At 29.8% G+C, this 23,656-nt stretch carries 18 protein-coding genes; 9 read left to right on the top strand and 9 right to left on the bottom strand.

All coding sequences use genetic code 11. The features are described from left to right. Positions 1–3: 3 nt before the first annotated feature. From AXG55_RS00875 to AXG55_RS00845, 7 genes are all read left to right on the top strand, one after another. Entirely contained in the window at positions 4–936 is a 933-nt protein-coding gene (locus AXG55_RS00875) for an efflux RND transporter periplasmic adaptor subunit (protein WP_148696271.1), read from the top strand. A 13-nt stretch (positions 937–949) separates the two neighbouring features. Beyond that, on the top strand, positions 950–4,009 hold the full coding sequence (locus AXG55_RS00870; RefSeq protein WP_148696270.1) for an efflux RND transporter permease subunit: 3,060 nt from the start codon (positions 950–952) through the stop codon (positions 4,007–4,009). Between the two features lie 292 nt (positions 4,010–4,301). Continuing rightward, entirely contained in the window at positions 4,302–5,792 is a 1,491-nt protein-coding gene (locus AXG55_RS00865) for a HAMP domain-containing methyl-accepting chemotaxis protein (protein ID WP_148696269.1), read from the top strand. Beyond that, positions 5,789–6,658 (top strand): transporter substrate-binding domain-containing protein, encoded by an 870-nt coding sequence (locus AXG55_RS00860; protein ID WP_148696268.1) that lies wholly within the window; start codon positions 5,789–5,791, stop codon positions 6,656–6,658. Before AXG55_RS00865 ends, AXG55_RS00860 begins: the two co-directional genes overlap by 4 nt. A gap of 292 nt (positions 6,659–6,950) precedes the next feature. After that, a complete protein-coding gene (locus AXG55_RS00855) occupies positions 6,951–8,471 on the top strand; it encodes a HAMP domain-containing methyl-accepting chemotaxis protein (RefSeq protein ID WP_148696267.1) in 1,521 nt (506 codons plus the stop codon). Between the two features lie 93 nt (positions 8,472–8,564). Continuing rightward, entirely contained in the window at positions 8,565–10,076 is a 1,512-nt protein-coding gene (locus tag AXG55_RS00850; RefSeq protein WP_148696266.1) for a HAMP domain-containing methyl-accepting chemotaxis protein, read from the top strand. Positions 10,077–10,237: 161 nt separating this feature from the next. Beyond that, entirely contained in the window at positions 10,238–11,770 is a 1,533-nt protein-coding gene (locus tag AXG55_RS00845; RefSeq protein WP_148696265.1) for a HAMP domain-containing methyl-accepting chemotaxis protein, read from the top strand. A gap of 38 nt (positions 11,771–11,808) precedes the next feature. On the opposite strand, the gene AXG55_RS00840 is transcribed toward AXG55_RS00845, so the two are convergent. From AXG55_RS00840 to AXG55_RS00805, 8 genes are all read right to left on the bottom strand, one after another. Next, a complete protein-coding gene (locus tag AXG55_RS00840; protein ID WP_233231279.1) occupies positions 11,809–13,062 on the bottom strand; it encodes an MFS transporter in 1,254 nt (417 codons plus the stop codon). Between the two features lie 84 nt (positions 13,063–13,146). Beyond that, positions 13,147–14,049 carry a fatty acid desaturase family protein gene (locus AXG55_RS00835; RefSeq protein ID WP_272866910.1) on the bottom strand — a complete coding sequence of 301 codons (903 nt, stop codon included), beginning with the start codon at positions 14,047–14,049 and terminating at the stop codon, positions 13,147–13,149. A 497-nt stretch (positions 14,050–14,546) separates the two neighbouring features. Beyond that, positions 14,547–15,287: a bifunctional 2-polyprenyl-6-hydroxyphenol methylase/3-demethylubiquinol 3-O-methyltransferase UbiG gene (gene ubiG / locus AXG55_RS00830; protein ID WP_148696262.1), complete on the bottom strand. Its 741-nt coding sequence runs from the start codon at positions 15,285–15,287 to the stop codon at positions 14,547–14,549. A 489-nt stretch (positions 15,288–15,776) separates the two neighbouring features. Next, positions 15,777–16,964 carry a 3-oxoacyl-[acyl-carrier-protein] synthase III C-terminal domain-containing protein gene (locus tag AXG55_RS00825; RefSeq protein WP_148696261.1) on the bottom strand — a complete coding sequence of 396 codons (1,188 nt, stop codon included), beginning with the start codon at positions 16,962–16,964 and terminating at the stop codon, positions 15,777–15,779. A gap of 13 nt (positions 16,965–16,977) precedes the next feature. Then, the gene (locus AXG55_RS00820) at positions 16,978–18,054 is read right to left on the bottom strand and encodes a glycosyltransferase family 9 protein (protein ID WP_233231277.1); all 1,077 of its coding nucleotides are present in this window, start codon (positions 18,052–18,054) and stop codon (positions 16,978–16,980) included. Then, positions 18,051–18,473: a GNAT family N-acetyltransferase gene (locus AXG55_RS00815; protein ID WP_148696259.1), complete on the bottom strand. Its 423-nt coding sequence runs from the start codon at positions 18,471–18,473 to the stop codon at positions 18,051–18,053. Before AXG55_RS00815 ends, AXG55_RS00820 begins: the two co-directional genes overlap by 4 nt. A gap of 150 nt (positions 18,474–18,623) precedes the next feature. After that, positions 18,624–19,286, bottom strand: coding sequence for a hypothetical protein (locus tag AXG55_RS00810; RefSeq protein WP_148696258.1), 663 nt, complete (start codon positions 19,284–19,286; stop codon positions 18,624–18,626). Next, positions 19,270–19,890 carry a hypothetical protein gene (locus tag AXG55_RS00805; RefSeq protein WP_148696257.1) on the bottom strand — a complete coding sequence of 207 codons (621 nt, stop codon included), beginning with the start codon at positions 19,888–19,890 and terminating at the stop codon, positions 19,270–19,272. The genes AXG55_RS00810 and AXG55_RS00805 overlap by 17 nt, the downstream gene beginning before the upstream one ends. Positions 19,891–19,967: 77 nt before the next feature. Between AXG55_RS00805 and rnhA the strand changes: the two genes are divergently transcribed. Together rnhA and AXG55_RS00795 are read left to right on the top strand one after the other, a co-directional pair. Then, positions 19,968–20,426, top strand: a complete 459-nt coding sequence (gene rnhA / locus AXG55_RS00800; RefSeq protein WP_148696256.1) for a ribonuclease HI — start codon at positions 19,968–19,970, stop codon at positions 20,424–20,426. Between the two features lie 77 nt (positions 20,427–20,503). After that, positions 20,504–21,691 carry an MFS transporter gene (locus AXG55_RS00795; RefSeq protein WP_148696255.1) on the top strand — a complete coding sequence of 396 codons (1,188 nt, stop codon included), beginning with the start codon at positions 20,504–20,506 and terminating at the stop codon, positions 21,689–21,691. Positions 21,692–21,746: 55 nt separating this feature from the next. Here AXG55_RS00795 and AXG55_RS00790 read toward each other — a convergent pair whose 3' ends face one another. Further along, positions 21,747–23,642, bottom strand: coding sequence for a peptidase associated/transthyretin-like domain-containing protein (locus AXG55_RS00790; protein WP_148696254.1), 1,896 nt, complete (start codon positions 23,640–23,642; stop codon positions 21,747–21,749). Positions 23,643–23,656: the final 14 nt, after the last annotated feature.

Raw genomic sequence — 23,656 nt, 5'->3', positions numbered from 1 at the left:
ATTATGAAAAAAATAAAAGTGTTCAATTTATTTACTATCTATTTTTTAATTTTAATATCTTTTATGAGTTGCTCAAAAAACAACACAAATAAAGCAACACTGCCAGTTATCGAAACAAATAAAAAAGAAGAGAGCATTGCCCTTGCAGAAAATACAAATAAAAATCAAGATTCTTCTAAAAAGATAACACCAAAAGAAAATAAAATTATTGATACCAATTTACAATCCGAAAATACCCCCAGAATTTCTGCTACAATTAAAGCGGAAAATCAAAGTAAAATAGGATTTTTAACATCAGGATCAATTACAAAATTATACGTTCATCCAGGTGATGAAGTAAAACAAGGACAAATTTTAGCATCATTAGAAGATAATCAGGCAAAAATTGATGTCAAAATGGCAAAAATTGAAGTAGAAAAAAAGAACTTAGATGTTATACAGCAAGAAAAAAATGTCCAAAGAATAGAACAACAATACAAAAATGGAATTGTAAATTTATCTACATTAGAAAAAGAAAAAAATTTATTGCAATTAAATAAACTTGAATTGAATGCTGCTCAGGTTCAACTTGAAGGAAAAGAATATACTTTAAAATCAACTCAATTGACCGCTCCTTATGCAGGTATTATTACTCAGTCCTTACAATTTGTAGGTGACTACGTATCAACAGGAAGTGCTATATTCCAAATTTCTCAAATGAATAATTTTAAATTGTATTCCCAAATTCCAATTACCTATTTTAATCAATTAAAAGTAGGAATGAAATTAGAAGTAAAAAATCCTATTACGGGAAATAAAGGTGAGGCAACAATTAATCGCGTTGTTCAAGTAATCGATCCAATAACAAGAACGTTTGATATTTATGCCGATGTCACTTCCTTTTCCGATAAATTAGCTCCCGGTGTATTTTTAGAAATCTTGCTCAAATCAATTTAATAAAGAGTCCTTCATGTTAATTTCTAAAATTTCTATAAAAAGACCTTATTTTACAGTAATGATCAATTTTTTAATTATCATTTTTGGATTGATGTCATTTACTAAACTTGGAATTCAGGACAATCCCAATGTCGACATGCCCTTTATAAGTGTGAATATAAAATATAAAGGCGTGAATCCTAAAACAGCCGAAGAAATATTATTAAAACCCATGGAAGAGCAATTTAAAGGTCTTTCTAATTTAAAAAATATGCATGGCTATGCCTTCCAAGATGGAGCCGACGTTTTTTTGGAATTTAATTTAAATGTAAATATTGATAGAGCTCTTTCTGATGTTCGTGATAAACTTAGTTATATTGATTTCCCTAAAGAATCGGAAACTCCAAAAATTCAAAGAATAAATAGCAATGATAAGAGCATTCTTTCTCTTAATGTTTCTTCTTCCTCTATTTCATTTCAAGATTTATCTTATTTCGTTAGAGATACTCTCAAACCTCAATTGCAAAATATTGAGGGAGTGGGAGCCATTCAAATAACAGGAGATGAAACAAGAGAAATTCAAATTCTTTTAAATTCCTCAATGATAAACGCCATGAAAATTTCTCCAAATCAGATTGAAAATAAAATAAAAGATCAGATTGTAAATAAACCCTCTGGTAATCTGCGTGGAGAAAGTAAATTCAAGAGCATTTCAACTTATAATATTCCCGATAGCATAGACAAAATTGCAAAAATGCCGATTATTATGAATGATAAATCTCTTATCCGTATTGAGGACATAGCTACTATTAAAGATACTCATGCCGAAATATCAAATTATAGCGAACTCAATGGAAATAAAACAATCACTCTTTCTATTATTAAAGACCACCAAGGAAATATTGTTAATATTGCAAAAGAGATTAAACAAAAAGTTGCAAAAATTAAATTTGAGAATAATAATAAAATAAATATTGTTATTACTCAGGATAATTCTGAATATATTGTTGAATCTTATCATTCAAGTATTTTTGAATTATTAACGGGATCTTTCTTTGCTGTTTTAATTGTCTTTATCTTTCTTCATGATTGGAGAAATACATTAATTTGTGCCGTTGCCATTCCCACATCCTTAATTGGTACTTTAGCTATTGCACATGCTCTTAATTTTACCATAAATAGTATTACATTAATGGCGCTGACTTTGTCAGTTGGTATTTTAATTGATGATGCTATTGTTGTCATTGAAAATATTCATCGACATAAAAAATTCGGAAAAAGCTCTTTTCAAGCAGCCGATGAAGGTACCGACGAAATTGGCTTAGCTGCCATTGCCGTTACTCTTGCTATTGTTGCTGTTTTTGTTCCCGTGGCTTTTATGGACGGACTTCTTGGAAAATATTTTTTTGAATTTGGCATTACTGTTGCCACAGCCGTTCTAATTTCACTTTTTGTAGCCTTCACTATTGTTCCTATGATGAGTAGCAGAATATTAAAGGATTCTAAAAATGAAGAAGACGGAAAAAATAAGTATGCCGCTTTATTTGATAAAAAATTTGAAAAAATTCAATTATTTTATCAAAATTCTTTAAGGAAATTTTTAAATTATAAAAAAACAACAATTTTTAGTGCGGTTATTATATTCATAATAAGTATTGTCTTACTTAAATTTGTACCCATTGCTTTTTCACCAGAAGAAGATAATAGTATGGTCAATTTCAAGTTAGATTTACAACATGGAACTCCCTTAAATATTTCAATAGAGCGCGGTAAAGAATTAGAAGAATATATTCGCAGTTATCCTGGAGTTGAAAATGTCGTTATGAATATTGCAGCAGGTGAAGGAACCACTTCAAATAATATTCTTTATAATATTATGCTTGTAAAAACCGATAAAAGAAATTTTACAAAAAATGAATTTTCAGAACACCTAACAAAGGATGCCCAAAAATTTATTCGTTCTCCCTTTGAAAAATTAGGATTTGGTGATAGCGGGTATGAACCCATTCGAGTTAATTTGATGTCAAGTAATTCTGAATTAATGAATGAATATTCTAAAGATATTATTAAATTTATGAGTGAAATTCCTAATGTCACCCAGATAAATAGTTCGGCAAAAGATCCTATTTATGAATTACGCATTATTCCTAATAATTTAAAAGCAGCCGATTTAGAAGTAAATATAAATGATATGGCAAACACTTTAAAATTATTATACGGCGGCGTTCGTGTTGGTGATTTTTATGCAAATGGTCGATATTTTGATATAAAAATGCTGTTACCTATGGAAAATAATCAGACAATAGCCGATATCACGAGTGTTCATATTCCTTCTGCAAATAATTCCTCCGTTTTGTTATCAAGTGTGGCATCGTTTGAAAATGTCAAAATTGAACCCTCTATTTCACACCTTAATGGCAATACAAAAATGACCATTTCAGCGCAATATTCTGGAAAAGATTTAAATGGAGTGACCCAAAAAATCCAAGAATTTGTAAATAAAACAAAACCATTGGGAGTCACAAATAGTTTCAGCGGGGAAGCAGAAGATGTTCAAAAAATGGTGAAAACAATTTCGACCACACTTCTTTTAGCAACCTTATTTATATTCATGGTTTTGTGCTCACAATTTGAGAATGTCATTGCACCTTTTGCTATTATGTTGAGTGTTCCCTTAGCATTTTCCGGATCTTTTATAGCACTTTTAATAACTCAATATCCACTTTCTATTTACGGCATGATAGGCATAATTATGTTAATGGGACTCGTTACGAAAAATGCCATTTTGCTTATTGAATTTGCACAGCAAAAATTACGAGAAGATTACAATGTTGATGACGCACTATTAGAGGCAGCTTTTATCCGCTTCAGACCTATTCTTATGACAACCTTAACAATGATTGCTGGAATGTTACCTCTTCTTTTTCATTCAGGTCCCGGTAGCAGCGGTGCTAATGCCATGGGAGTGACTGTCATTGGTGGATTAATCTCTTCCACTTTGCTCACTCTTTTTATAGTTCCTTGTGCTTATAGCATGCTAATAAGATCGACAAATAAAAAATGGCGTATTACGTTTTCAAAAGACAAAAAATAAACAGTAAAATATTTTTTTAAATTTAATAATCAATTAATAGCAAATCCTTCCGATGTTAGAGCTAAAGTTTTCTAAAGGTAAAATGGAAGGGTATTATTTGAATCAAAAGTTTATCTTTCAAAATAAATAGGCATACATTTTTGAAAAATTTTTAAGCTCCGTTAATATTTTAAATATTATATTATATTTACTTGATTTTCAGTTTAGTTGTCACTTATGGCATGCACTAAATTTTAAATTATTTAAAATTTAATTAATATAAAATATTTACGTTTTTGCAAAAAGAGGAAAAATGAAAAAGAAAAGCTTACCATTTAAACTTTACACTTCAATATTTATCTTACTTAGTCTCATATTTATGACTTCAATTTATACAATTTCAATGATTATAACAACAAATAAATTTGCTGATGAAACGGGTCTAAGCTGGTTGCCAAGTGTGGATACCGCTCAGCGAATTGTCGCTCAAATTGTATTATTAAAATCGCTTCAATTTGAGCTTTTAACCATATCAGATAAAGACAACTATCATGATCAATTAATGGTAATAAATGATACAATAAAATCAGTAAATGCTTTAATTGCTATATATGAAACAGAAATAACGGGACCGGAAGAGCGCGCTGAATTGCAAAAATTTTTACCAATGTGGGACGAGATTCGATCTTTGGTAAATGAAATTTTTAAAAATTCAGGGAAAAATGATGAAAAAGGAGCTCTTCTTTTAATTAAGACAAAAGCAATACCTCTAATGAAAAATGCTGAGTCTAGTTTTTTTGAAATAGCTGATATCAATTATAAAGGAGCACTTAATTCTACTAGAAAAGGAGCTTATTTTACTAAAGTAACTATTATTGGTATGATTATTATATTTTCATTAAGTTTAATTATTTCAATTATAATTTTTAGAATTGTAAATATTTCAACAAGATCTATTATTAATGGAATCGAAAATTTAAAGAAACAAAGTATTTCAACAAATGATATTGCCATGCTCTTGAAAAAAGATTCAAATTCATTGTCTAAAACAGTTATTGAACAAGGAGATGCTGTTTTAAAAACAGGAGCTGCTGTCAATCAAATTACAAGCATGGTGAATAAAACATCTGAAAACTCTATTGAATCTAGAAAAATTGCAGAAAGTGCCACCTCAAAAGCAAATGAGGGACAGACAATAATGAAAAAACTTGTTTTTGCGATGCATAATATTCAAGAATCAAATAATAAATTACAGGAAATTTCTGCCATTATTTCACAAATAAATTCTAAAACAACTGTAATTAACGATATTGTTGCTAAAACTGAATTACTATCTCTAAACGCTTCAATTGAATCAGCAAGGGCTGGAGAACATGGTAAAGGATTTGCTGTAGTAGCAGAAGAAGTTGGCGTATTGGCAAAAATTAGCGGTAAATCAGCAAGTGAAATTCAAGAATTAATTACAAAAAGTCAAGAACAAGTAAATAAGATTCTAGGAGTGACAAAAGTAAAAATTGATGAAGGAAAATTAGTAACGACAGAAGCACAAACTGCTTTTCAAAAAATTGCCGATGATATTTCAACAATGACAAACACTATTTCGCAAATATCAGAAGCCACACAAGAACAAGAGATTGGTATAAGACAAATTGCTACATCAATGGGAGATATTGATAAATCGACTCAATACTGTAAGGAAACAGCTGAAACCAACTCAAACTCTGCAATTAAATTAGTTGAGGAAAGCACTAAATTAGACTCAACTGCAAAAGAAATTGAAATATTAATTAAAGGTGATTTATGATTAATTTTAATTATTTTATTGTAAAATTTATTATATTATTTAATGCCGCATATCTATTTTTCTTCTATAATAATTTAGCATACTCAGATGCTATTACAGAAATTAAGAATAAAAATGAGATTGTTTTTGGCGTAAAAGATAATTTAGTTCCATTTGGTTATATTAAGAAAATTGATCAAAAAACAAGAATATTAGAAGGATATGACATAGATTTTGCAAATGAAATTGCAAATAGACTGAAGGTCAAAGCTGTTTTTAAAACAGTGAATTCATCCACAAGAATCCCCTTGTTACTAAAAAAGGAAGTAGATGTTTTAATATGTACAATGACAATGACTAAAGAAAGAAAAGAACAAATTGACTTTAGCTATCAATATTTTGTTTCAAAACAAAAATTTTTAGTTCGCAAGGGTACCGTCGCCGAATTAAAAGATTTAGATGGAAAAATAATTATTACTTCAAAAGGCTCTACAGCGGAATCAAATACGAAAAAATATCTTCCTAAAGCAACAATTCTAGGATTAGAAGATTATTCCCAAGCAGCACATGCTCTTTACCTTGAGAAAATCTTTGCAATCACAACAGATGAATCAGTTTTAGTTGGCATTCTTGCAAATATAAAAAGTAAGCCTGATTTTGAAATAACCCATTTTGATATTTCTTCCGAGCCCTATGGAATTGGCGTCAGAAAAAATTCCGATGATTTATTAAAATTAATTAATGATATTTTAGAAGATATGGAAACATCAGGAAGAGCAAAAGAAATTTTTAATAAGTGGTTTGGTTCTGATTCACTTTTTCCTCTAACAAGGGATTTTAAAATTGAACATGCTAATACTCATTCTGATACAAAAAATTCAAAATAAGGCGAACTCAAGCTAAGTAAAAACAAAAAAATCTAATATCATTCAGCATATACATTAATTTAATAATCAGTCGCAAAATGTCCCACAGATTATAAGTGAAATTCTCACAAATAAATTTGTTACTAAAATAGAAAATAAATTAAATTTATTTGCGAAAAAATATTACAAATTGATTACAAAAACAACACAAATTGAGATATTAATTATGAAATTTTCTAAAATAAATTCTTAATAAAAATAAAATAGATCCGATATCATTTCTCTTTCAATTATTTTTTAATGGGGCAATTAAATGAATAGCAAAAGTCTCAATTTTAAAATTATGAGTTCCATTTTTTTACTTGGCATTCTCATACTTTTCACAAGCATATATTGTATTTTTATGATCAATAAAACCCAACTATATGCTAATGAACTTGCTATAAATTGGCTCCCCAGCATTGATGCCTTTGCCGATATAACTACGCAAGTTGGAAATGTTTCAAGACGTCATGTGACTATTTTAAGTGAGTATGGTTACAATAATTTAAAAGATATAGATAAGTTAAAAGAAGGTTTAGAGACATTTAAAGCAAAACTAGATAAAAATTTAAAAGAGTATGATACAAGTGGTTTATTATCTGTCGATCTTGGAGAAAAACCATATTACGATGAAGTCATGAAATATTATAATCTTTTTATACAATCAATAAATTATGAACAAGATCTTTTAAAACAAGGAAAAAAGCAAGAGGCCATGCAAGATTTTAGAGAAAATGGGAACGTCAACTTATTTAAATTACTTGAAGCCGAAAGCAAAGAAACACAATTTAACAAAGACGGAGCTGAAACGTCCTCCAAAAAAGGCAGTTATTTAACGGCTCTGACAAATTGGACTATGTCCATTGTGATTATCTCTTCCATAGTCATTATTTTAGTTATTACTGGTATTATTCTTAAATTAACTCAAAAAATTAAAACTGCAATTGAAGAATTAAAACAACAAGGTGACAGCACCATGAAAATTTCACAAACATTAAAACACAGTTCGCAATCGCTTTCAGCATCTGTCACAGCACAGGCAGCTTCGGTGCATGAAACCACGGCCGCTATTAATGAAATTACGAGTATGGTCAATAAAACTTCTGAAAATGCGGAAGTATCTGCTAAAGTAGCCAAGGAAGCTTCCAATGAAGCTGACGCCAGCCAAGAGACAATGAAAAAATTAGTCTCTAGTATGGAAACCATTCAAGAATCCAACAGTCAACTACAAAATATCGCTCAAATTATCACTCAAATTCATACAAAAACTTCGGTCATTAATGACATTGTCTCAAAAACAGAGCTGTTGTCTTTAAATGCCTCCATAGAATCGGCGCGTGCCGGTGAGTACGGCAAAGGCTTTGCCGTGGTTGCCGAAGAGGTCGGAAATTTGGCTAAAGTCAGCGGAAAATCGGCACAAGAAATTCAAGAGCTCATTGTCAAAAGCCAGGAAGAAGTGAATAAAATACTTAATGTAACTAAAGATCGGGTTGCTGAAGGAAAAGCGGTCACAAATGAGGCTCAAAAATCTTTTTTACATATTTCAGAAGACATTATAAATATGGTTTCTGTTATCGAACAAATTTCTGCGGCCACTAAAGAACAAGACGTTGGTGTAAGACAAATTACATTAGCTATGTCTGAAATTGATCGTGGGACACAAAAAAATCAACTTGCGGTTAACGAAACAGCGCATTCCTCCAATGAACTTGTTGAGCAAGGTGAAAAACTTATTAAAACCACAAGTGAAATTGAACTCTTGATAATGGGTTCAACGAAACGCGCTTCCTAATTGAAGTAGAAAAAAAATTAAAACGACTTAATTTCATTAAAATTCAACCGATGGTGTGTTTGTAGTCACGAACTTCGCAAAGAGGCACTACTTATGGGCAATAAAAGTCTGTCATTTAAAATTATCACTTCCATTTCTATACTTGGCTTTTTAATTCTTTTCTCATGCGTTTATTGTATTACAATGATTAACAAAGCCCAATTTTACGCCAACGATGTGGGCACGAGCTGGATGCCCAGTATTGAGGCCATTGCACGCATTAACGTGCTCGCAGGAAATATGTCACGGCGCAGCATATTGGTTATGGCCAATGCCGCCATAAAAGATACCGAAGGACGCGAACAAAATTTTGCTGACATTGAAAAATTCAGTACCAACCTGGATAAAGAAATTAAAGACTATATTACATTAGGTTTACTTGGCCCTGGGGAACAACCGTTTTACGATGTTACTTTAGCAACATACAAAACCTATATGGAAGACATGAATAAAGAGCTCAATTTAGTGAAAGAAGGCAAAGCAGCTGAAGCTATTAATCATTATAATACAACAGGCAAAAAAAACTTATTTAAATTTCTAGAAGCAGTGGATAAAGAAGCCGATTTCAATGCCAAAGGCGGCGAGAATGCAACAAAGCAAGGAAATTATTTAACATCTCTCACTAACTGGACAATGTCCATTGTAATAACATTATCCTTAATTATTATGACTGCTATTGTTTTAATTATTCTTAAATTAACAAACACTATTAAACTAGGAATTATAGAGCTCAAAAGACAAGGCGAAAATACCATGAAAATTTCGCACACTTTAAAAAATAGCTCTGAAACTCTATCTGCCTCCGTAACGGAACAAGCAGCATCGGTACACGAAACTACGGCGGCCATTAACGAAATTACCAGCATGGTCAATAAAACCGCTGAAAATGCGCAGGAATCGAATAATGTGGCCAAGAGCGCTTCGAGTAAAGCGGAGAGCAGCCAAGAAACCATGAAAAAGCTGGTTAACAGCATGGAAACCATTCAAGAATCCAACAGTCAATTGCAAAACATTGCCGAAATTATCAATCAAATTCACACAAAAACTTCGGTTATTAATGACATTGTTTCTAAAACCGAATTGTTGTCCTTAAATGCCTCCATTGAATCGGCTCGTGCCGGGGAATATGGTAAAGGCTTCGCTGTGGTTGCCGAAGAAGTGGGTAATTTAGCAAAAATAAGCGGTAAATCGGCGCAAGAAATTCAAGAACTCATTACAAAAAGCCAAGAAGAAGTCAATAAAATTTTAAATATAACCAAAGACCGCGTTGCTGAAGGAAAGTCCGTGACATCGGAAGCACAAGAATCTTTTATGCATATTTCAGAAGACATTGTGAATATGGTTTCGGTTATTGACCAAATTTCTGCGGCCACAAAAGAACAAGACATTGGCGTCAGACAAATTACCACAGCTATGTCTGAAATTGACCGCGCTACACAAAAAAACCAAATCGCCGTTAACGAAACAGCTCAATCCTCAAATGAACTCGTAGATCAGGGGCAAAAATTAAAACAGACAACTCATACTATAGAATTGTTAATTTTGGGTAGTGACAAAACGGCTTAGAATTTCATTTAAAATGTGGCGTCCCTTTTTATAAATTTACAAAAATAAAAATTTAATTCCTGTTATAACTCTGTCAAATGGAAAAAATTTCCTCCTTATAATTTATAAAATTAAAATAAAATAACAAATGTAAATAAGTTTCCTTATTTAGGAAATCATAAATGACAAAAAAAAGTCTCGCTTTTAAAATCATCACATCAATCATTGTTCTTATTACATTGATTTTATTTTCCTGCTTATATTGTATTTTTATGATTGATAAAACACAATCCTTTGCCCAGGAAACAGGAAATAGCTGGATGCCGAGCATTGAAGCTTTTTCAAAAATCAATTTATATGTCGGCAATCTTTCTCGTAGAGAAGTTTTAGTTATTGCAGATAGCGTTGCTAATCAGCGTGATAAAATGGCAAAAAATTTTGAAGATCTTCAAACATTCAAAAATCAATTAGATAAAGCATTCAAAGAATATGAGTCTCTAGGTCTCATTGCTGTTGGAGAACATGAAATTTATAATCAAACAATGAGCTTATATAAAGAATATTTAAATGCCTATGAAATTGAAATTGCTTTAGTAAAGCAAGGAAAAGGGCTTGAAGCCCTGAATCATTATTATGCCGTCGGGCGGCCTACTTTATTTAAATTAATTGGAAACATTGATAAAGAATCAAATTATAACATTGAAGGTGGTCGCAATTCCACAAAGCAAGGTGCCTATTTAACGACAATAACCATGATCACCATGACATGTGTCATGGTATTTTCAATCGTGACAAGCCTCATTATCATATCGATTATTATTAAATTAACAAAAAAAATAAAATTAAATATTGAAGAGCTTAAAAAGCAAGGTGACCACACCATGAGCATTTCACATATTCTTAAAAAAAGTTCACAATCATTAGAAGAATCTGTGGCACAGGAAGCTGCTTCTGTTCATCAAACGACTGCGGCAATAAATCAAATTACAAGTATGGTGAATAAAACCGCTGAAAATGCGCAAGAATCAACTCAGGTAGCAAAAGCCGCCACTATAAAACTTGAAAATAGCCAAAAGACTATGAAAAATTTGTCCTTGAGTATGGAAACAATTCAGGAATCAAATAATCAATTACAAAATATAGCTGCTATTATTAACCAAATTTATGCAAAAACTTCTGTTATAAATGATATTGTTTCGAAAACAGAATTATTATCTTTGAATGCGTCCATAGAATCGGCACGCGCAGGAGAATACGGAAAAGGCTTTGCTGTGGTCGCTGAAGAAGTGGGTAATTTAGCCAAAGTCAGTGGAAAATCGGCAAAAGAAATTCAAGCTTTAATTGTAAAAAGCCAAGAAGAAGTCAATAAAATATTAAATATCACAAAAGACAGAATAACCGAAGGAAAAGTTGTAACAGGCAAAGCGGAAGAATCATTTACAAAAATATCGCAAGACATTATTACAATGGTTTCTGTAATTGAACAAATATCTTCTGCTACAAAGGAACAAGATATTGGTGTTCGACAGATAACCACCGCTATGTCAGAAATAGATAGGGCAACACAAAAAAATCAAATATCCGTTGGTGAAACCGCAGAGTCTTCACATGAACTCGTTGAGCAAGGTCAAAAATTAATTGAAACAACGAAAGAAATTGAAAAATTTATTTTGGGTGATTTTGTAAATAAGAAAATGACTAAAAAAATTAATTGAATTTAATTATAATATATTTAAAATATTCTTCTAAATTTTTATTTAGAAGAGTTTGCAACTAACTTTTTACTCTCTAAATATTCCATATTAACATCATAGTTATTTTTAGTATTTAATAAAGCTATTAATACAATTATCATAATTATAACAACCATTATTGTAACACTAAAATGAAAATTTTCTGGGGTTACTAAACAAAAACCAATTATTGTATTAAACAAAATACCACTTAATCGCCCAAATGCAAATAAAGTATTCGCAGCTGTACTTCTTAAATTTGTACCATAACTTTTAACAACAATTTGAATCCAAACTGTAGGTAATCCACCACCTAATAGACCTAATAAAATAGTATAAGGGAAAAATAACTTTTCAGGGATAAATATAAAAGATGGCATAACAATTGAAAATATAATTATATTTATTAGAACAAATATTCGAAAATCTTTAAATTTATTTATTATTAAATTACAAGATACTGTACTTATTAAATTTCCAATAAAAAATCCAGTTAATAAAGTTTTATTAGAAACACTTAAATCAGTACTTAAATTCATAAATCTTGGAAAAATAAACATAATTGAAATTAGAAAATTAAAAGGAATTATAAGAAAAAGTAGTCTTAAAAATTTTAAAATATTTGGAATACCATGGAATAGTTGAAAAGGATTTCCTTTGGCAATATTTTTATTTAAGTTAAGAAATAAAATAGATTCGCATATTTTTTTTCTAGCAATATATAAAATAATTCCAGACAAACCACCAAATAAATACATCATTTGCCAAGAAATAGAACCCAAATAAGTTGCTGTCATACCGCCTAATATTCCACAAAAATATAACAATGAAGTATATTTTGCAGCTGACTTTGATGGCAATAATTCATTAATAAGTACACTTGAAGTAGCAAATTCAGCAGCTAAACCTGCCCCTGAAATAAAACGTAAAATAGTAAATAGAGTAATAGAAGTAGTAAAAATACTCAGAATCATCGCTACGGAATATATTAAAATACAGTAGCGTATCATTGCGGTACGACCTATTTTATCACCCATAATTCCAAAAAATATAGCACCACAGAATATCCCAAGTGTATAAAAACTAGATATTTTTAAATATAACTGTTGAATATCTGCTTTTTCATATATATTAAAAGAATCTCTAAATACATCTACATAACTTGCAGAAAATATAGTTAAATCATAAAAGTCAATAAAATACCCAATACATAAAAGAATCATAGTTAATTTATATTTCTTGGTTTTCTGAAAATCAAGGGGCTCTGTTTTCATAAATCTACCTTTCATGAGTTTACATTATTAAATATTTTTCATTAATAAATTTTTAAATTTCATATTATAGTATTTTAAATTTTTTTAATTTATTTTATTTTTATTGAATTTTCGTAAATTAAAACATCTATAAATCAAATGAATATGAAATTTAAAATATGAGGATTCAATATATTTAAAGTTTTTTCCAATTTCAAGATGCAATTTGTGTAAATTTTGAAATGGAATACTAGGATAGAAGTGATGCTCGGCATGAAAATTATTATTAATCATTAAAAATCTTACTATAAAGTTAGAAGTGATGCTACGAGAATTTTCCCATCGATTATTTGTTAAATTACATCCATAATGTTCTGATAGTCTAAAAAGAAATATCAATTGATGAAATATAAATAGTGGTATCCAATATACTTTTATGAGTAAAGGATAATGTAGAGTCAAAATAATTGACGATAAAAGCCAAATAAATGATATAAAAAAATTGATGATAATATTTTTTCTTTCACTCTCGAGTCTTTTATAAGATAGTTTTTTACCAAGTAATGCGAATAAGCCGATTTTAATATGATTAATAAATAATGTTAAATATGGAAAATAACTTAAATATTTAAATAATGAAGTTATTTCTACTTTTTGCTGGACATCTTCTTCCATATTTGTATACTTATGATGCTCTATATGTGAAGAATTATAAATAGAATAATTAACCAATAAAGGAATTGAATTTATAGAGCCAAAAGCATGTCTCAAAAATTTGCTTTTGAAAAAAAAACCATGAATACAGTTATGAGAAAAACTTAGAAAACTAATACCCATAAATCCCATAAAAAAGAAATATAAAATCCAGATAATTAAATTATCTAAATATATTGCAAAAAATATTGAAAATATTGCTATAGCATATATTGAAAAACATTGAGAAAAATCTTTTATTCTTGAATATTTTGTTAACTCAATTTTTTTATAATTACTAATTATTTCCCGCATATCCTGCTCTCTGCTCATGTTTAAATAAAATAATATTATATCTAATTAATTTATTATTTAGACAACCCACATTAATATTTTTAAATTTTTTTTATTTTAAAATATTAATTTTAATAATTCAGTAAAAAGAATTATCGGATTTTTTTTTAAAGTATAATTTTTTTAAAGTCAAATATTTACAACATCTATTATATTGATATTTTTTGTTTGTTTATAATTTTTTTATAAATATACTTTTTAACAAATAATAATATTGTTTTATACTTTATTTTGGATATCTTATTAAATTTTAAAATCATTCCACATTAGGATTATGGTAGTTATAAACTTAAATTTGTTATCAGGAGATATTGAACAAAATTATCATTTACTTAAAACAAGAAACTCATTGCAATATTTTATAGCTATTAAAAATTAAAGTCATTTAGACCAATAATTTTATTTTTTCCTAGTTTTAAAAAAAATACAAGAATAAAAATTTAAACTCATTATTTTAATTATAATTTTTTAACATAACCAATGTATCCCATTTTTAGTGATGAACTGATTTCAAATTTAAAGTCTTTGTCGACAACTCCATAGCGAATTAATTTAAAAAATGATCTAGAAAATATTTTTGGATTAAGCCCATGCAACTCTATTTTTTGACAACCTAAATCCGAAAAACAATTTATCAGTTCCTCAGGCTTAATGAACAAATGAAATACATGCAGGTTTTTAGGTGTGCGTTTTACAAACCATTCCATGCCTTTAATTACAAAAATCCACGATAAAATGTTTCTATTAAATGTGTGGAAAAAAAATAAACCATTTTTCTTTAATACACGAACACCTTCTGATAAAGCTAAATGAAAATTGTCAACATGTTCTAAAAAATCAAGAGCACAGACCACATCAAAGCTCTCATTTTCAAATGGCAAACTTAACGCATTGGCCTTAATATACTTTACTTTTTTATTGGGGTCATAATTTTTTGCGATTTGTAGAACTTCGTCATGAATATCAACACCCGTAATATTAAAATTTTGCTTTGCAAAATCATTTGTCAACAGTCCACCACCGCATCCGATATCAAGTAACTCAACACTTTTCTGAAATTGATTTTGAATTTGATTTAAAATCCAAGGATTTCGCGTTTTTGATTCACTTCTTAACAATCCAATATAGTCATTTCCATAATACCATTTCTCTCCTAAATCCCTATAAAGATCATTATTTATGGCTTCTTTTTGAAACATATTCTGCTTCCTTAAAAATAAAATTCCAAAATACAATCTGATAAAATAAAAAAATGGTAGCAGAAAAAAATTGAAAGTAAATTAACAGTTTTAAAAAAAACGATTTAAAGACTTCAAAAATAGGAAAATAAGATACAGAAAATGATGACCATGATAAAAACAAAATAATTAATATTATTGGATGCAATACAAACAAAAGGGCATGAATGTACTGTTCATATTTCGAACAATATTTCAAATGCACACCTTCATCTTTAATTATAATAAAACATGAAATACATGCAAATAAAGTAAAAAATAAAATTGAATTCATATTCATGGGAAAAAATAAAACAATAAAAAAACATATTAGAAAAAAAAGAGAATCGATCGGATGCCCCACACGCTCCCACTTAGGAAGGACTCGTTTTCTATGGAAAATAAATTCATCAATTATCATTAAAAATGCGTGAAATGACACAAATGAAAGAGAAATAATTTCAAAATATATCATACGATTCTCATAATAGAACCCGAAATTGTCAATCCAGGTCCAAATGCAAGACTTACAACTAATGCTCCTTTTTCAATGTCGGAATTTAAAATAGAATCCCAAACATGGGGCAGTGTTGCCGAAGACATATTACCATACATTTTTAAAATAGACTCGCTCAATTGTACACTTTCATTAGAAAGACTTAAAATATCTTTTATATGTTGAATAATTTTAGGTCCACCAGGATGAATTGCAAAAATACAATTATTTTTTACTTCTTCAAAGGAAACATCGGTAAAGGAAAACATTTTTCCAATAAAATTTTCAATATTTTCAGCAATCATAGAAGGAACTTTACCAGAAAGTGTCATTTGAAAACTATTGCTACCAATTTCCCAGCTCATTGCATCGCTGCTATTTGAAATAATTTCTTCATGATTTACAATAATTTCCAAACCTTTTAGACAATTTGAATAAAGAAATGAATTTTTATCATATAAGGAATAATATATTAATCCATCACCAAAAAGACTTTGAACTACAAATTGACTGGGATCTTGTAAGGAAGGATTAAAATGCAATGTGCTCAATTCTGTGTGAACAATATCGACACGATTTTGAGAAGATTTTTCATTTGAATTTAGCAACTGCTTATCTTGCAATAAAAAACCTTGTGCAATACGCAAGGCGGGAAATGCAGCGTAACAGCCCATATGATAAGCATGTGTGACTTTAGTCGATTTTCCCCAGTTTTTATTTGCAACAATGAGTTGTGCAGCAGAAGGAGAAACATAACCTGTACAGGTTACATGAATAATATGCTGTGGAGCCTCATCAATATCAGAATAAAATTTATTAAAAACTTGATTTGTTACTTCAGAAAAAAAACTCATTCTTTCTTGCAACTGTGAACCTGCCGTATTTTTTTTCAAATCAAAAAATTGCATTTCTTCCCAATTATTATGCAAATAATCTGCAATAAAAGTTCCACGATTCGCAATTTTATCAGGCTTACATGCAAATCGATTTGTAATATTTTCCATTAGAATATTTAAATCAAATATTGTTTTTTTATTTACAAATGAACTGCTATCTAAATATTTAGCATAGGCATGTGCTCTGGAAATCCATTGCAACCCCACTTCTTGTGAAACTTCATAATTTGGCCTCAAAATACGAAAGCTACTGATAATGGATCGCATAAAATGAATCCCCTTATACAAATAAATGAGGTAACAACTTTCGAACTGATTCTACCAAAATGTCGGGAGAAAGATCACGCATACAGCGAAAATGTTTTTTAGGACAAATATGTGACCCATGAGGAGTGCAAGGATGACAAGAGAGAGTGTTCCCATTTTCATCCTTATAATTAAGAATCATATTCTTTTCAGAGGTAGGATAAAAACCAAATTTTCCTGTTGTGGGACCAAATATGGCAATAGTAGGAATGTTAGAACCTGCTGCAATATGTATTGGACTTGAATCATTCGCAACAACAAAACTTGCTCGGGATGTTAATGTAACAAACTCATCTAAAGGCAAATACGATGAAGTATCTACAATGCGCACTCTGAGTTCAGGAAATACTTCAAAAAATTTTAAAATTTCATCGATATCTTTTTTATCTTGAACTGTTCCAGAAATAATACACTTTAATGTTTTACTCATATTTAAAATAGAAAAAATAGCTTTTGCAAAATGAAGGGCAGGATATTTTTTAGTTTCCCAAACCGAACCAGGACTGACAATAAAAAAGGGTAAGTTATTATCAAAATAATGAGGCTCTTGGGATAAAAATTTTGATAAATTTTTACCTGGTATTAAGATAGGTCGAGATATTTTAACAGCTTCATTATAAATATTTTTATTCACAAGCCATTCTGGCGCTAAGTCTAAACAGCGCAAACATTCATGTTTATTTTTATCAAATATTCTTAATTCTGTATAAACTGCTTTTAATGATGTATCAGAATATGAAATTTTTTTTGGAACTTTAGCTAAAGATGCAATGAAAGCTGAAGTCATAGACTTGTGCGGAACAAGTAAAACATCTAAATTTAAATTATTGATATTATTTGCTATGGAAAAAATGGATTTTAATTTTCCAAGTCCTTTTTTTTTATCTGCGATAATGCATTCTTTAATTCGAAAATCATTTTTATACAACAGCAATGCTGTTTTTCTTGTGATTAAATAAACTTCGTGATTTGCTTTGTGCAATGCTTCAATAAGCAATCCACATAATGCGATATCACCTAAAAAAGCGGTATGAAAAATTCCGACCTTCACAATATTTTCTCCATTATCACAGCATCATCCCCATTTTTATAATAACTTTTTCTTATTGAAATTTCCTTAAAATTAAATTTTTTATATAAAGACAACGCTGGAATATTTTTATCACTAACTTCTAAAATAAATTTAGATATTCGAGGAAAGTCGCTATGCTGGCACACATCTTGAAATAAGGAAAATAATTTATTTGAGATCCCCTGTCTTTTAAAATTATTATCAACATAAATATAATCTATTTCAACAATATCAAAAACAATTTGGACATTTAAATATCCTACAAGTACCCCTGAATTTATGTAAATAAAAAAAGATGAAAAACAATCTCTTTGATTTTGAATTAGCGCGTCATCACAAAATGATTTTATTAAATTTTTACTTGCACAAAAAACATCTGCAGAAGAAATACGAAACATTTCTTCACTCAGAGTTGTAGCAGAAAAACAGTTGGAAAACTCAATTAAATTTAATTTTCTTGTCTTATCGTCATGAAAAACAAGGGTATCATCTAACTCAATTTTAAATATATTTCCGTTCCATGAATAAATTATTTCTTTATTAATATTTTAATCCCCTTGTTTGTCAGAAGATTCTTTGTTTTGTAAACTTGTTACAGGAGTTCTCCAAATAAAAGAAGTTGCCCATAATGTTGGATTTTTACTAAAATCCCCGCGAATTGAAAAATAAATATTAGAACGTAAAATCAAATAAACAAAATCACGAATTGATGCTCTGCTAAATTTATTTATTCTATCGGCAATTGTTTTAGGTAAAACTTTCCAAGGCTTTTCTTTAATCACATTTGCTGCAATGCTATCAAGAACTTCTTGTGAAATATCATATAATTTAAGTCTGTAACTTTCGTCCCATGTCAAACAGTAATAAATAATTCTTTGCACATCATGCGGATACTTCAAAACATCTTTTTCATTTAAGGAAGCAGATGTTACATTTTCTAGAAGCGGCGAAAATGTCTCCCAATTTGTTTCTAGGGGAATCGTTTCTGAAGAAAGCATATTTGAAATTGCTAATATTGCTTGAATATCTAATGAAGTATATACGGAAAGCCCTGTTCTTTCTCCACAACTCATAATAGATCGATTTTTAAATATACTTTGCACATCATCAGGAATATTCTTAGCAACGGGATTTATCAAATTCAAATTTTGTGCAAACACTTGAAAGGGAATTATTAATATTAGTAAAATAATTTTAAATATTGTCCACATCTCCAAATACAATCTCCAATCGATAAATTTGAGCAGAATAATCTGAAGTTTGCACGCCCCGCCAATTTTCGACAGAAGTCCTAAGTGCAAAGGATTTTGGCAACGTTATTCGAAAGCCCACTCCATATGTCACAGAAACTTGTCCTAAAGAAGTTTTCGACTGAACCGCAAGCCAAGAACGGCTATTAAAAAACAAAGTATATCCCAATCCTCCCGTAAAGAAAGGTTGGATGATTTTACCCCAATCCTTGCCCACCAAAAAATCAATAGGAGGATCGCCTTCTATTTTAGAATAAATTCCCAAAGGACTTAATGTCGAACCCGGAGTACTGTTCGCAAGCCAATCAGACCAACGGATATCAAGGCCGCCTTTCCAAATACCTCTAATTTTGTGCTGCATTCCAAAAGAAACGCCATAGCCTGAAGCACTGTAATTATCTTTAGTTGAATTTGTGAGCACTTCATTATAAATGCCTAGTGAAAAAACTGTTCTGGGAAAAGTGATGTTCTCATTTTTTTGCGGCACAAGTTGGGCAGAAATGCCATCCACCATAGGATAATTTGGATTCAGGTTATATTGCTCTGTTGGCATATCAGCTTGCATTCGTATATCTTCCACTTCAACATGTAATCAATTTAATTTGCGCACAAGACGCAAAATGAAACGCGAGCACATTAATTATGACCTCACACGTTACACTGTACACAGATGGCGCATGCTCTGGAAACCCCGGCCCCGGTGGTTGGGCCTGCGTTCTTCTCTATAACGAGCTTAAACGCAGAATTTCTGGTTATGAAAAGCACACAACAAATAATAAAATGGAACTGATGGGCGTCATCATGGGATTAGAAAGTCTCACCAGACCCATGCCTGTTCTTATTATCACTGACAGCCAATATGTCAAAAACGCTTTTACAGCAGGTTGGCTTGAAAACTGGCAAAAAAACGGTTGGAAAACCAAATCTGGAGATCCCGTTAAAAATCAAGATCTCTGGCTTAAACTATGCCTTTTACAAAGAAAACACAACTTATCTTGGCAATGGGTAAAAGGCCATTCCGGAAATAAATATAACGATATGTGCGACGAATTAGCACGCAATGCCATTGAAAATAAAAATGGTATCGATGAAAAATTCTGATTTTCATTTTAATTCTAGCCATGAATTGCCTAATATAAAAGAAGAAGATAATGTTTTAAATAAAATAAGGAGCTACTATGCCCAATCAAGAAAAACATTATCTTAAAAAATTATTTGCCCAAGAATTGGTTTCAGGATTTGGCTATTTAGCCCCCCTAAGTATGTTAGCTCTATTTTTAAGCGAATTTAAAGATATTACAACTTCCCAAGTCAGCTTAGCTATGCTGCTGAGTTCAATTACGGCGCGATGGGGGCGTTTAATCTTCGCACCTGTACTCGAATTATTAAAACCCTCTGTGCTTTTGGCAGTTATGCAAATTGTGGGCGCGTTGGGTTACTTTTTACTGACATTTTACCATTCCTTCTCAATTATGCTATTAGCATTAATTTTTATTGGATTTTTTTATGGCAGCAATACCATCTTTATAAGAGTTCTAACTTCGTTTCTAAAAGAAAAAACAAATCAATCTACAATTAACTATTCTATTATTCACATAGCTACAAATATAGCAGCCACATTGGGACCTATTTTAGTTAATTTTATTTATATTTATTACAACAAAGAATTTGCTTTTATTAGCATCTGTATTTTTTTATGTTTATCATCTATTTATACTTTATTTAGCTTAAAAAATATATCATTTCAAAAACAAAATAATTATTTTAAAAATATATTTTTGTTATTAAGGAGTAAAAATTTATTTCATTTTTACTTCTTAATTGTATTAAGTTGGTTTTTTTGCGCTCAAATTTATACTCTTGCCCCTATTATTATTTCTCAAACTTTAAAGCTCCCTCAATATATTTGGACAATTCCAACCCTAAACGGAGTTATGATTATTATATTGTCAGTTCACCTTAATAAATTTTTTCATAAATTTACAAAAAATTATTATTACCAGATCTCCTTGTCTCTTATATTTTCTTTACTTGGATTTTATTCTATTATAATGAATTATAATATTATTAACCTCTATTTTGGTGTTGTTTTACTTACCTTATCTGAAACACTTTTTGTCCCTGCCTTCCAAGCATTGTGTGCAGAATTAGTACCAGAGGATTCTAGAGTAGCCATATTTGCTATTTATGCTGTTTTCATGGGTATGGGAGAAGGAATGGGCTATTACTTTGGTTCAAAAAGTCTCAATTTATTAAATTCAAATCTTAATTTGTATAAAAATTCAAGTTATATATTACTCATTTTAATTCTAGTTGGCATATTTATTTCAATTCAAAAGACTTTTTCAATAAAGAAGAATATTTGATGATATGAAAAATGCTGGAATTATTTTTTTACCCAATTTATATAAGCTTTAAAAATTATATATTTGAATCGACCCAATTTAATAACTTTTCCTCATTTAGGATAGTAATAAGAGCAGGAATATTATTATTAAACCTCTCCTTTAAATCATGAATATGATATGCTTCATTTTTAAACTCAGAAACAAAATTTTTCACATTACAAAGTTCTTCCGCACTCATTCTATTAAATAAACTTTTGCTGCTATAAGCTTTTTCAATTTGTAATGCATGTACTCCTGTTAAATTTTCTTCATCAGGATGAATACGATCGATTTGTGTAACATAAGCTTCTTCATTATACGGAAGCACATCCACATTTGAGGTTTGTTGCCCATAATTCATAAGATTATCAACAACTACAGTCGCATTATTTTGAAATTGATGTTCAGAACTTGATGAAGATGAACTGTCAAACTGATTCGTAACAACTTGGGTTTTATTTGCTATAGAACGAACTATTGAGGATAATAAGAATTCATTTTTATTATCCTGATTATTGATCACAGCCAAACGATAAAAACCAGGCTCTAAAGCAAAGTAGAATCCACTTATATAATTCGCCTCTGAGGAAGAAAGAGGGTAAAAATTGTAGATTTCTTTTCCATAAAAATCATACAAATGAACAGATATATCTTCAGAGCTCAATTCATATTGCGAAAAATCAAAATTAAAAAAAACTGAGCCAAAGCCATTTAAATATATTTTACTTAAGATATTTTGATTTAAATTTAAAACATCGGGATCAAATATTTTTAATTTTAATGGTGTGTTTTGATCTTGTAAAGAATATCCGGGATTATAATGAACTAATAAAGGCTCCATATTTGCTGTAAATAGTTCAGAGCGTGGCTTTAATATAAAGAAACGATCGCTTTGACTCAAATCTGTTTTATAGCTAATTTTGACAAATTCATTTCCGACTGGAAAATAAACAAGTTGATTTTGACCATTTAAAATATGAATATACTTATCATTGTTTTCTTTGCTTGTTTTAATAAAATAATTATAAACTGGAGTATAAATTATATTTTTATCTAGTGAATGTGCAAGCGAGTATAACTCAACAGGTCTGGAAATATTTAAATTTAAATCAAAATAATTTGAAGAACTAAAAGAAAATGGCGGAAGAAATAAATCAAAGGAACGAGTCATTCCATTTTTTAAGGTGAAAATTAATTCATAATTGGAATTTATACTACAATTTGAACCATTATTATCGCAGGCATCTAAATTAAAAAAACAGAATTGACCAGATAATGATAAATTATTTCTTGAAGGGTCGGGTAAGTTTTTTTCATTAAAAAATTTAGGTTTAAATATTTTTCCAATTGCATTTTTTATATAGACTTCAGTACCTAAAATATCTCCTGAAGCAAATCCAATTGCCTCACCACACAAACCCGTCTTTTCAAAAAACTGTTTAGAACCATAGTTAAATGCTTGTGATAAATTACCAATATAAGAATTGAGGCTTAAATTCACTTCGTAAAAGTTTGTCCGATACCCTACATTTACAGGGAAATAATTTTTAAATAAGGAGTCTTTATTATCAGGAGAATCAATATTATCTACATATAAATACATGGAACTACCAATGGGAAAAATATTATCAATAGAAAAACATCCATTGGCATTGGGATAGTACTCATATTCCTTATTTTGATTATTGGTGTAATCCATTCCCGCAATGCGTATGACAGCATCATTTAAATAAGAGGAATTATAATATTCACTACCTTGAATAGAAATTCGTCCTGCCACAGCACCATTTCGAGGACATTCGTTTGAATACAACTCATCAGTAAAATAATTTAATGAATGAGAACTTTTATTTTCTTCAGCATAACAAAGAAAAGATAAAAATGCAGATATGGTAATAATAAAAAAATTTAATTTATTTTTAAACTTCAAAAGACGTCCAACCT

It is taken from the genome of Silvanigrella aquatica, from assembly GCF_001907975.1.
Lineage (GTDB): Bacteria > Bdellovibrionota_B > Oligoflexia > Silvanigrellales > Silvanigrellaceae > Silvanigrella > Silvanigrella aquatica.
The sequence above is the reverse complement of the archived record's forward strand: the minus strand, read 5'-3'. Positions and strand labels throughout refer to the sequence as shown.